10 protein-coding genes are annotated in these 11,416 nt (G+C 66.9%); 9 read left to right on the top strand and 1 reads right to left on the bottom strand.

Annotated features, from left to right (window positions below):
• The first annotated feature begins 33 nt into the window (after positions 1-33).
• The 8 genes from QX048_RS15960 (at position 34) to QX048_RS15925 (ending at position 8,661) form a co-directional block, all read left to right on the top strand.
• Complete coding sequence (locus tag QX048_RS15960; RefSeq protein ID WP_315714951.1) at positions 34-1,737, top strand: methyl-accepting chemotaxis protein; 1,704 nt, start codon at positions 34-36, stop codon at positions 1,735-1,737.
• A gap of 160 nt (positions 1,738-1,897) precedes the next feature.
• Positions 1,898-3,412 carry an ABC transporter substrate-binding protein gene (locus tag QX048_RS15955; RefSeq protein WP_315826483.1) on the top strand — a complete coding sequence of 505 codons (1,515 nt, stop codon included), beginning with the start codon at positions 1,898-1,900 and terminating at the stop codon, positions 3,410-3,412.
• A 16-nt stretch (positions 3,413-3,428) separates the two neighbouring features.
• Positions 3,429-3,560 (top strand): hypothetical protein, encoded by a 132-nt coding sequence (locus QX048_RS15950; protein ID WP_409999235.1) that lies wholly within the window; start codon positions 3,429-3,431, stop codon positions 3,558-3,560.
• 77 nt (positions 3,561-3,637) lie between these two features.
• The gene (locus QX048_RS15945) at positions 3,638-3,805 is read left to right on the top strand and encodes a hypothetical protein (RefSeq protein WP_409999222.1); all 168 of its coding nucleotides are present in this window, start codon (positions 3,638-3,640) and stop codon (positions 3,803-3,805) included.
• Positions 3,806-4,061: 256 nt separating this feature from the next.
• The gene (locus tag QX048_RS15940) at positions 4,062-5,753 is read left to right on the top strand and encodes a methyl-accepting chemotaxis protein (RefSeq protein WP_315826370.1); all 1,692 of its coding nucleotides are present in this window, start codon (positions 4,062-4,064) and stop codon (positions 5,751-5,753) included.
• A gap of 345 nt (positions 5,754-6,098) precedes the next feature.
• On the top strand, positions 6,099-7,064 hold the full coding sequence (locus QX048_RS15935) for an MBL fold metallo-hydrolase (RefSeq protein ID WP_315714948.1): 966 nt from the start codon (positions 6,099-6,101) through the stop codon (positions 7,062-7,064).
• A 39-nt stretch (positions 7,065-7,103) separates the two neighbouring features.
• Complete coding sequence (locus QX048_RS15930; protein WP_315714947.1) at positions 7,104-8,210, top strand: tetratricopeptide repeat protein; 1,107 nt, start codon at positions 7,104-7,106, stop codon at positions 8,208-8,210.
• 112 nt (positions 8,211-8,322) lie between these two features.
• Positions 8,323-8,661 carry an antibiotic biosynthesis monooxygenase gene (locus QX048_RS15925; RefSeq protein WP_315714946.1) on the top strand — a complete coding sequence of 113 codons (339 nt, stop codon included), beginning with the start codon at positions 8,323-8,325 and terminating at the stop codon, positions 8,659-8,661.
• Positions 8,662-8,676: 15 nt separating this feature from the next.
• On the opposite strand, the gene QX048_RS15920 is transcribed toward QX048_RS15925, so the two are convergent.
• Positions 8,677-10,188, bottom strand: coding sequence for an acetyl-CoA acetyltransferase (locus QX048_RS15920; RefSeq protein ID WP_315826369.1), 1,512 nt, complete (start codon positions 10,186-10,188; stop codon positions 8,677-8,679).
• A 178-nt stretch (positions 10,189-10,366) separates the two neighbouring features.
• Here QX048_RS15920 and yghU point away from each other — a divergent pair, with 178 nt between their 5' ends.
• Entirely contained in the window at positions 10,367-11,242 is an 876-nt protein-coding gene (gene yghU, locus QX048_RS15915; RefSeq protein WP_315826368.1) for a glutathione-dependent disulfide-bond oxidoreductase, read from the top strand.
• Positions 11,243-11,416: the final 174 nt, after the last annotated feature.

Here is an 11,416-nt window from a genome sequence, read left to right as displayed (position 1 = left end):
CCCCAAGCATGAGTCGCGCCCGTGGAGACTGACATGTCGTTTGCAATGCCTCATCGCCTCAAGCTCACCATCGGGATCAAGATCTACGCCTTGATCGGTCTGAGCTTCCTCGGTCTGATCGGCCTGACTGCCTTCAATTCCCGTGAGCTCGCCGCCGGCCTCAAGCAGCAGAAGCAGCTCGAGCTGCGGCATCTGACCGAGCTCGCGCTCGCCATCTTCGCCGAGGAGCATGCTGCCGCGCAGAAGGGGACGATCTCGGTCGCCGACGCGCAGAAGCGCGCTCTGGAGCGCGCCTCCCAGCTCCGCTATGGCGGCAACGAGTATTTCTTCGTCACGGACATGACCGCGAAGATGCTGATGCATCCGATCTCGACCAAGCTGATCGGGCAGGACGTCGCGGACATGAAGGATCCGAACGGCAAGAAGCTGTTCCAAGAGATGATCGACGTGGTTCGCCAGCATGGCCGCGGCTTCGTCGACTACGATTGGCCGAAGCCCGGCTCCGAGACGCCGCAGCCCAAGCTCACCCATGTCGCAGGCTTCGCACCCTGGAATTGGCTGGTCGGGACCGGCGTCTATATCGATGACCTCTCGGCTCAGGCCTGGGCCTCGACGCGGCAGTCGTTGATGGCGGCCGGGATCGTGCTGCTGATCCTGCTCGTCGTGTCGACGCTCGTCGGGCGCGGCATCACCAGCCCTCTGCATCGCATGACCAGCGCGATGAAGAGCCTCGCCGGCGGCCGTCTCGACGTCGAGGTCCCCGGCGTAGGACGCGGCGACGAGATCGGCGAGATGGCCGGCGCCGTCGAGGTGTTCAAGAGCAATGCGGTCGCACGTCACGCGCTGGAAGCGGAGCAGAAGGAAGCCGAGCAGCGGGCGCTGGCCCGCCGCAAGGCCGACATGCACAAGATGGCCGACGACTTCGAAAGCGCCGTTGGCGAGATCGTCGAGACGGTCTCGTCGGCTTCGTCCAGACTGGAAGTCTCGGCGGATACCTTGAGCAAGACGGCGGTCCGCGCCGGCGAGCTCGCAACCACGGTGGCGGCTGCGTCGGAGGAAGCGTCGACCAACGTGCAATCCGTCGCCTCGGCCACCGAGGAGATGACGTCCTCGGTCACCGAGATCGGCCGCCAGGTGCATGAATCGGCGCGCATGGCCAACGAAGCGGTCGAGCAGGCGAAGAAGACCAACGAGCGGGTGAGCGAGCTGTCGCGCGCGGCGAGCCGCATCGGCGACGTGGTCGAGCTGATCAACAGCATTGCCGGGCAGACCAATCTGCTGGCGCTGAACGCCACGATCGAGGCGGCGCGTGCCGGCGAGGCGGGGCGGGGCTTCGCCGTGGTCGCCGCCGAGGTCAAGGCGCTGGCGGAGCAGACCGCCAAGGCGACCGATGAGATCGGCCAGCAGGTGGCCGGCATCCAGGCGGCGACACAGGAATCGGTTGCGGCGATCAGGCTGATCTCCGGCAGCATCGAGCGGCTGTCGGAGGTTTCCTCGACGATTGCAGCCGCTGTCGAAGAGCAGAACGCCGCGACCAAGGAGATCTCGCGCAACGTGCAGCAGGCGGCGCACGGCACGCAGCAGGTCTCCGTCAACATCACCGACGTGCAGCGCGGCGCCACCGAGACCGGCTCGGCCTCGACCCAGGTGCTGGAGGCGGCCCAGGGGCTGTCGACAGACAGCAACCGCCTCAAGCGCGAGGTCAGCCGCTTCCTGCAGACGGTCCGCGCGGCCTGACAGGCCGCGGCAATCTCACTAGCTCAATCAACGATCCGACCAGCGTGTCTCAACGAGTTCAAATCCCGTCATGATGGCCTTCCTTGACCTCCGGCCCCGCCACGAGGTGGTGAACCGGATCCGATCGCTCGCGACTTCCTCGGTGATCATCCTCACCCTCATGCTCACGACCTCGGTCGGTGCCGCGCCCGGCGACAACCTCGCCGTCGTGCGCGACCTCGGCGGCAGGATCGGTCCCGCCATCGGAGCGGCCCTTGCCTGCAGCGAGATCCCTCGGCCGCGGATCCAGGCCATCATCGGCAAGTTCCAGGCCGTCATCCGGGAGGCGTCGAGCGACGACGGCGATCGCAACGAGCTGACGCGCGAGTTCGACCGCTCCATCGCCGACGGTCGCGCGGCCGTGGCGAGTGGCCGTCAGGACTGCCGGCGGGCCGAGCTTCAGCTCGCAGACATCGAGCGATCGATCGGCGCGCCCGCAACGGCGGCCGGCGCGCTGCCGGACTCTGCGCCCTCCATCGCTGCGGCTGGTGCGACGAGCGCCGTGCCTGCTCCATCGGTTCGCGGCGTCACGGAGCGCGACATCACGTTCGGCAGCGTCTTGCCACTGTCGGGCGCGAACAAGGAATCGGGTCGGCTGCTCAAGGTCGGCATCGAAGCCGCCTTCAACCGCGCCAACGACGCCGGCGGGGTCAATGGCCGGATGCTCAAGCTCGTCGTCGCCGATGACGGCTATGATCCGAACCGCACGCTCGACGCCATGAAGCAGCTCTACGAAAAGGAGCGCGTGTTCGGCTTCGTCGGCAGTTTCGGGACCGCGACGGCGGCCGTCGCGATCCCATATTCGCTCGAGCGCCGGATGCTGTTCTTCAGCCCCTATACCGGTGCGAACGTCTCGCGCCACGATCCGCCGGACCGCTACGTCTTCAACTATCGTCCGAGCTATTCGGAAGAAGCCGATGCGCTGGTCCGTTACCTGGTGAAGCTGCGCCGCGTGCCGCCACGCCAGATTGCGCTGTTCGCGCAGGACGATTCGTTCGGCGATGCAGGCTTTGCCGGCGTGGCAAAGGCGTTTCGCGTCCTCGGCCTCAGCGACGCCGCGATCCTGCGCGTCAACTACACCCGCAACACCGTGGATGTGGAGCCGGCGATCAACCAGCTCAAGGCCCAGAAGGTGCCCGTCCGCGCGGTCATCATGGTCGCGACCTCGCGCGCGGCGGCGAAGTTCATCGAAAAGGCGCGCGATGCGCTTCCCGGCGTCCTCTTCGTCAATGTGTCGGCGGTCGGCGCATCGGCGCTTGCCAATGAGCTCATGCTGCTCGGTTCGCGCTACGCGGCCGGGGTCGTCGTGACCCAGACCGTTCCCGCCGTCTCCGGCTATTCGAGCGTGGTGCTCGACTACAAGGCCGCGCTGGCTCGACACTTCCCCGGCGAACCGCCGGACTACACCTCGCTCGAGGGCTACATCGAGGCGAGTATCCTGGTTCAGGCCCTGAAGCAGGCCGGTCCGCAGCTCGATACCGAGCGGCTGATCGATACGCTGGAGTCGATGCGCAACATCGATCTCGGTCTTGGCGCCTCGCTCAACTTCGGCCCCGCCGAACATCAGGCCTCGCACAAGATCTGGGGCACGGCGCTCGACGAGACCGGCGCCTATCAGCCGATCGAGCTGGAATGACGCGGCTATCGCCGGGGTGCAGCGCGGCTCCGGCGAGACCGGCTCGGCGTCGTCCCAGGTGCTCTCGGCGGCGCAAATGCTGTCCGGCGACAGCAACCGACTGAAGCTCGAGGTTGGACGTTTCCTGGACACCGTGCGCGCAGCCTGATCCCGGCGCGCAGATCCCGACCAGACCAGGGCGTGGCCGCGAGGCCGCGCCCTTTTTTCGTGGGCCGGTCGGCGCGGATGGCGGGCGAGGCAGCCGGCCAGGCGCGCGGGACCACCGATCGCCTCGGCGGGCTGTCGAAGGCCGCGACCCGCATCGGCAAAATCGTCGAGCCGATCAATATCACCGCCGGCCGAACCAACCTGCTGGCGCTCTTGCGCTTCCTGCAAACGGTTCGCACCGATTGATCCAGTTTCCTGCATCAACGGCGGCAACATGGTTGGGCCGTTCTGTCTGGCTCGTATCGAGGAGACACGCCGGCGACAGGTCTTGTGAGATTGCGGCCGTCCGTGAACGGGGTCCAGCGACCCGTATTTCAACGGTTGCGGCATTTTATCTTAGGTTAATCGGCGACTGCGACAATCGATGCATCGTTTGCAGCAAAATTAGTCATGCCGATGCCGGCATGACTCGCGGCCATCATCGTCGATTGAAAGACTCGCCATGCGTAAGAATTTGCCCGTCACCAACGTCGAGTATCCGATCACGGATGACACGCTGATCGTGTCCAAGACCGACACGAAGGGCAAGTTGACCTTCTTCAACCAGGATTTTGTCGATGCGGCCGGCTTCACCGAAGCCGAGCTGATGGGGCAGCCGCACAACATCGTGCGTCATCCGGACATGCCGCCTGAAGCTTTCGACAATCTCTGGACCACGCTCAAGGCCGGCCGTCCCTGGGTCGGAGCGGTCAAGAACCGCCGCAAGAACGGCGACTATTACTGGGTGCTGGCGACGGCGTCGCCGATCTGCAAAGACGGCCAAGTCGTCGGCTACACCTCGGTGCGCACCAAGCTGCCCGCCGACCAGCGCGCAGAGGCCGAGCAGGTCTATGCGGCGATCCGCGAAAAGCGGCCACATGGTTACAAGATCGACGACGGCATCGTCCGCCGCCGCTCGGTGTTCGACCATCTCTCGATGTTCACCGGCACGATCGCGGCAAGGCTGCGAACGCTGGTCGGATTGCAGACGCTGTTCCTGCTCGTGCTTGGTGTCATCTCGTTCGGGGAGGGCGGGCTCGCCGGAATGACCGCCGTGGTGATTGCTGCTACCGGTGTCGTGCTGTGTGGCCTGGTCGGGCTGCGCACAATGAACGTGATCGTGGCGCCGCTGGATCATGTGAACGAGACGATGGAAAGCATCACCCAGGGCAAGCTCGACACCCGCATGCACATCGAGCGCGACGACGAGATCGGCCGCGCCTTGCGTAACCTGCAGACCGTCCAGACGATGGTGCGGTTCAACGCCAGGGAGCTCGGTGAGCAGGAGCGGCGAGCAGCCGCCTCGCGCAAGCGGGAGATGTCGGAGCTCGCCAACAGTTTCGAAGGCGCCATCGGCAACATCGTCAATACGGTGTCCTCGGCCTCCAGCGAGCTCGAGAGCTCGGCCAACTCGCTGTCGAGCACCGCCGTGCGAGGGCAGGAGCTTTCCACCACCGTCGCCGCGGCCTCCGAAGAGGCGTCGGCCAATGTTCAGGCCGTCGCCTCGGCGACCGAGGAACTCACTTCGTCGGTCCGTGAGATCAGCCGCCAGGTGCAGGAGTCCGCGCGCATCGCCTCCGATGCGGTCGAGCAGGCACGCCGCACCAATGATCGTGTCGGCGAGCTGTCGAAGGCGGCGACCCGCATTGGCGACGTTGTCGAACTGATCAACACGATCGCCGGGCAGACCAATCTGCTGGCGCTCAATGCCACGATCGAGGCCGCGCGGGCGGGCGAAGCCGGCCGCGGCTTTGCCGTCGTCGCCTCCGAGGTCAAGGCGCTGGCCGAACAGACCGCCAAGGCGACCGGCGAGATCGGCCAACAGATTTCTGGCATCCAGGGGGCCACGCAGGAGTCGGTCGGCGCCATCAGAGAGATCTCGACGACGATCGAGCGGCTGTCGGAGATCGCCGCGACGGTGGCGGCCGCGGTCGAGGAGCAGGGCGCAGCAACCGCCGAGATCTCGCGCAACATCCAGCACGCCGCCGCAGGTACACAGCAGGTGTCCGCCAACATTTCCAATGTCCAGCGCGGCGCCAGCGAGACCGGCGACACCTCGGGGCAGGTGCTCAGCGCCGCGCGCCAGCTCTCCGGTGATAGCCAGCGTCTCAAGCTGGAGGTCAGCCGCTTCCTGCAATCGGTTCGCGCCGCCTGACCCAAGACATTGACGAAGCGGAGGACAGCGGCCGAGATTGGCCGCTGTCGCATCCGATAGTCGAACGACACAGCCCTAACGATAGCCGCGGACAGAGCCGACGACGCCCCCGCGAACCACGTCGACGCTCATGCGTGCGCCGTTCGTCAGGCGGCGCCCCGCTCGACCGGATCATCCCCCACCGTTGCAGACTCCCCACACCTGACGCCCCGGCCAGAAAGGCCGTTGTCGCGCCATAATCCCGCTAAGGTGCGGAGATTAACTTGTGTTAGGCATTTATTCAACCGACGGTATATTTGAGTGGCAGGCAATGTGATTGCGGGTGGTTTTTCGCGAAGGACCCTGGTGCTATCGGCCGCGACGGCCGCGGCTGCCTTGGGTCTCGATGCGGGACTAGCCGTCGTTGCCGCCAAGCCGCACCGCCGCACTGAGGATCCCGCACGCGGCTATCGCCGGATCACGATCGGCGAGGCGGAGGTGATCGCCCTCTACGACGGCGTGTGGGAAAAGCCGCACGAGGCCGGCTTCATCAGCAATGCCAGCATCAGCGACGTGAAGGACGCACTGCGCGCCGCTGGTCTGAGCCCAGCCTTCGTCCCGGTCCCGATCTCCACCTTCGTGGTGCGGCTGAAGGGCAAGACCGTGCTCTGCGATGCCGGCGGCGGTGGTCAGGTGCAGGGCTACAATTCCGACTCGATCTTCGTTTCGGGTCGCATGCTGGACAATCTGAAAGCAGCCGGCATTCGCCCGGAAGACATCGACACCATCCTGATCTCGCACTTCCATCCCGATCATATCTTCGGCCTGCTCGGCGAGAACACCGACGCGCCGGTGTTTCCCACCGCCGAGATCATCGTGGCTGCGGCCGAGTACAAATTCTGGACCGATGCATCTCTGACCAGCCGGCTGCCGCCGTGGCGGCAGGCGCTGGCGCGCCGCATCCAGAGCGTGATCCCGGGCTGGAAGAACGTGCTGCCGGTCGAGGGCGAGGACGAGGTGGTGCCCGGCATCCGCTTCGTCAGCGTCCCCGGTCATACCCCGGGGCACACCGCGTTTCATCTCGGCTCCGGAGCGGAGCAACTGATGATCTCCGGCGACACCGCCTATGTGCCGGCGTTGTGCCTGCGCCATCCGGAATGGCACGGCGCCTATGACCAGGACGGCGCGGCTGCCGAGGTCAGCCGGCGCAGATTGCTCGATCGTATCGTTGCAGAAAAGATGTTGGTTTGTGGATCTCATTTTCCGTGGGCCGCGTTCGGTCGGCTCACCCGCGATGGCGCCCATTATGCGCTCGACCTGCTCCCCGCGTGATCCCGGACCGGCCTCGGAAGAGAGGTTCGGGATCGCGCCATGACGACGCATTATGAGGTGCTCGGCGTATCGCCGCGGGCCGATCTCGACACGATCAAGCGGGCGTTCCGCCAGGCCGCCAAGGCGCACCATCCCGACCTCCGGGGCAGCGCCGATGCGGCGTCGGAGCATCAGCTCAAGCTGATCATCGTCGCCTACAACGTGCTGCGCGACGCGGGCCTGCGTGCCGAATACGACGCCCATCTCGCCTCCGAGCGCGACCGCGTCCGCCGCGAACGCTGGGACGCCATCCTGCAGTTTACCGCGGCGACCGCCGTGCTCAGCGCGGTCCTGATCGGCCTCGAGATTCTGCTGTTGCCCTCCGCCGGTGACTGGATGAGCAGGCAGGCGACGCGCTCGATCGTGACACCGTCGCCGCAGGCCCGATCGGGGCCGCAGCGCAAGGTCGCAGGTGAGACCGTCCCGGCGCCTGCCGTCCAGGACGCGACCGGAGCCGTGCTCCCGGTGCCGCCTCCGGCGGCGGAGGCCCCCGCGCCGCCTCCGCCGGCAGAGCCGAAAGCGGCAGAGCCGGTCGTGCCGCCTGCGCCGATGACCGCCGCATCCTTGGTGAAGCGCGCGATGGACCGCAGCCGACAGGGCGATCTTGAGGGCGCCGTCGCCGATTTCGACGAAGCAATCCGGCTCGCGCCCCGCAATGCCGATCTCTATCACTACCGCGCCAAGGATCTGGTCCGCATGGGTCGCTTCGACCGGGCGCTTGGCGATTATGAGCGGGCGATCCGGCTGGATCCGCACAACCCGATGCTGTTCCACGATCGTGGACTTGCGTTCCAGCGCAAGGGAGATCTCGACGAAGCCCTTGTCGATCTCGACCACGCCGTGCGCATGGGCTTCAGCGATGCCGCAACGTACAGCGACCGGGGCACGGTGTGGCTGGCAAAGGGGCACTACGACCGCGCGCTCGCCGACTTCAACCAGGCGCTCAAGCTGGATCCGGAATTGGCGGTCGCGGCCGCCCGGCGTGACGAGGCGCTCGCGCGCAAGCGCGACCAGCAATTGGCGGGCGACGACAGCGCGCCTCCGGCGGCTGCGGAGACCACGGGCACGGTGCCTGCCAACGTGAAGCCCAGGCGAAGTGGGCGCTGAGCGCCGGCCCGTGATCCGCACTCGACATCCAGGACGCGGTGGGCAGCGTTGTGCTCACACCTGTCGGCGCGACCGTTCCATCGCGCGGCGGTTTGCGATCCAGGAGCGCGCCATGAGCGTCTACGTGTCCGTCACCGGCTTCCGCCCGCATCGCGGCCTCACGCGGCTGGCGCGATTCTGGTGGCACACGCTGCGCGCCGTCCGCCAGGCGCGTGCGGCTCCCGGGAATCTGCGCGTCGAGCTTCGTCCGGTGAATGGCATCTATCACACGCTGACGGTCTGGACCGACGAAGCCAGCATGCGCGCCTATGTCAGAAGCGGCGCGCACCGCCGCGCCATGATCGGCTTCCGCGACCTCGGTGGCGGCAGGACGCTCGGCTTCGCGGCGGAGCGCGATCCCGATTGGGAGACGGCCTATGCGCGCTGGCAGCACGAGGCGCGGGAGGTGTGAGGCGACGGAAGCGAACTAATTCGTCCGCCACTCCGGCACACCATCGGCGGCCATCGTGATCGTGCCGAGCGCGCCGACCGGCGACCGGTCCTGATCCATCAGCCGCGCCAGCGTGGCTGCGTCCTGCGCCGGCACGCGCGCCAGCGTGCGCGTGTCCTGCTCGGTGCGCAGCATCACCACGCCATGCTCGACCTCGCCGTTGCGATCGAACAGCGCGGTGAAGCTCTCGACCCTGCCGCCGCCGCCGGCCTCGCTGACGAACTCCGGCGTTGCGGCGCGATGCCGATCGGCCTCGGCCTGCACGCTCACCTCCTGCGACAGCGATGACGGCGGCTCGCGCGAGATCACCAGCGCATGATGCTTGGTGACGAAGCCGCCCTGGCCGTACAGCAGGCCGCGCCTGGCGCCGCCGCGCAGCCGCCGCACCATCGCGCAGGCGGCATGCGTCATGTAGGTGTTGAGCGGCGCGCCGAAGAAGGTCAGCCCGCCGGTGACGGTCGGCTCCACGTCAGCGCCGAGGCCGAGGATCCGCCGCGCCATCTTCGGCACGCAGGGAAAGCAGCTGTAGAGCTCGATGACGTCGAACGCCGCCCCGTTGCCGCCGACGATGTTCATCGCGGCCCGCAACACGGCGTTCTGCGGATGACTCTCGGCGAACTGATCGCGCGTGAGGTAGTCGCGCGGATCCTCCGCCGATGCGCCGCCGAGCGGATAGATCATGCGGCTGTCGGCAATGCCCGCCGCACGCGCCTTGGCCAGGCTGGTCAGGATCAGCGCCGCGCCCATGTTGACCATGGGATTGGCGACCATCAGCTTGGTGTAGGGCCAGGCGATCGGGCGGTTGTCGGCCGACGGCGTCGTGATCTCCTCGGGCGCGAAGTGCCGCTTCAGCCAGGCGTTGGGGTTGTAGGCGGCAACCGCGGAAAAGCGCGACCACAGCTCGCCGGATTCGGCGAGCGCCTGCCGTGTCGTCTGGCCCCATTTGGCTGCGCTCGCGACTTCGTAGAACGGATAGACCGTGACCGGACGGAACACGCCGAGCTTCACCGCCAGCGGCTTCTGGAATGCAGCGCCGCGCTTCGGCTCCTCGACGTCATGCGCGAACGGCGTCCACGGCAGGGTCACGCCGGCGCGTTCGGCCTTGGTCGCCGTCGATTGCGCCTCGGCGCCGCAGACCACTGCGACCTCGCATTCGCCGCGCGCGATGCGCAAGGCGGCCTCGTGCAGAAAGCGGATCGGGCTCTCGCCGCCGACGGGACCGTAGTGGCAGTGCGCCGGGCTCACGCCGAGCCGCTGCGCGAGAAGCTGCTCGGGATCGCGGTAGCGCCAGCTCAGGAAGTTGACGACGTCGAGCGAGCCGGTGTCCTGGATGAGCTTGGCGCCCGCGTCATTTTCCGCGCGGCGGATCGCCTGTTCGAGCAGCGCCAGCGGCTCGAGACCGTCGCCGATGTCCTTGAGGCGATCGACGATCTCGCCCACGCCGACGATCACGGGAATGCGGTCGGGGGGCAGGGGACTTGCAGTCATCGGCGTTTCCAGGAGCCGGCCCGCGACGGACCGTCATTATTGTCTTGTCTCCGTTCTGTCATCGCAGGTTCGACCGCGCAATGCAGAAAATGCTGATGGCGCCCGCGCGCAGCGTGGCTTCCGCTCGACGGCATATGCGCCTAAAACGTCGCTCCTGACGCTCACGCCGGAGTCTGCCGTGTCTGAACAGAACAGCTATGTGCCGCCCAAGGTCTGGACCTGGAACAAGGCCAGCGGCGGCCGCTTCGCCAACATCAACCGGCCGATCGCAGGTCCGACGCACGAGAAGGAATTGCCTGTCGGTCGTCATCCCTTGCAGCTTTATTCTCTGGGAACGCCGAACGGCGTAAAGGTCACAGTGATGCTCGAGGAGCTGCTGGCGCTCGGCCACAGCGGCGCCGAATATGACGCCTGGCTGATCCGGATCGGCGAGGGCGATCAGTTCGGTTCGGGCTTCGTCGCCATCAATCCCAATTCCAAGATCCCGGCGCTGCTGGATCGCAGCGGGCCGGAGCCGATCCGCGTGTTCGAGTCCGGCGCGATCCTGGTTCATCTGGCCGAGAAGTTCGGCGCCTTCCTGCCGACCGAGCCGGCCAAGCGCGCCGAATGCCTGTCCTGGCTGTTCTGGCAGATGGGGGCTGCGCCCTATCTCGGCGGCGGCTTCGGCCATTTCTATGCCTATGCGCCGACCAAGATCGAGTATGCCATCGACCGCTTCGCGATGGAGGTGAAGCGCCAGCTCGACGTGCTCGACCGCCGCCTGGCCGAAAGCGAGTATCTCGCCGGCCCCGACTACACCATCGCCGACATCGCGGTGTGGCCGTGGTACGGCGCGCTCGCCAAGGGCCTGCTCTACGAAGGCGGCGAGTTCCTCTCGGTGCAGGACTACAGGAATGTCCAGCGCTGGACCGACCAGATCGCGCAGCGCACCGCTGTGAAGCGCGGCCGCATGGTCAACCGCGTCTCCGGCGATCCCAAGAGCCAGCTCCACGAGCGCCACGACGCCAGCGACTTCGAGACCAAGACGCAGGACAAGATCGGGCAGGGCACGTAGTTGCGCGTGTGGGGTGCACAAAGGAGCGGCGAGCTCATCGCGGCGTGCAACAACCGTGGAGCGCGCCGTGCCCAACGTCGTCCTCGCCGGCGCCGTCGGTGGGCACGCGCCGCCTGACGGCCCCGATTGCCCGCCCCTGCGGTTCGATGCACGATTGCTCTTGTTGCACGTGCG

The sequence above is a fragment of the Bradyrhizobium sp. SZCCHNS30572 genome (genome assembly GCF_032484415.1).
In the GTDB taxonomy this organism is placed as follows: domain Bacteria; phylum Pseudomonadota; class Alphaproteobacteria; order Rhizobiales; family Xanthobacteraceae; genus Bradyrhizobium.
The sequence above is the reverse complement of the archived record's forward strand: the minus strand, read 5'-3'. Positions and strand labels throughout refer to the sequence as shown.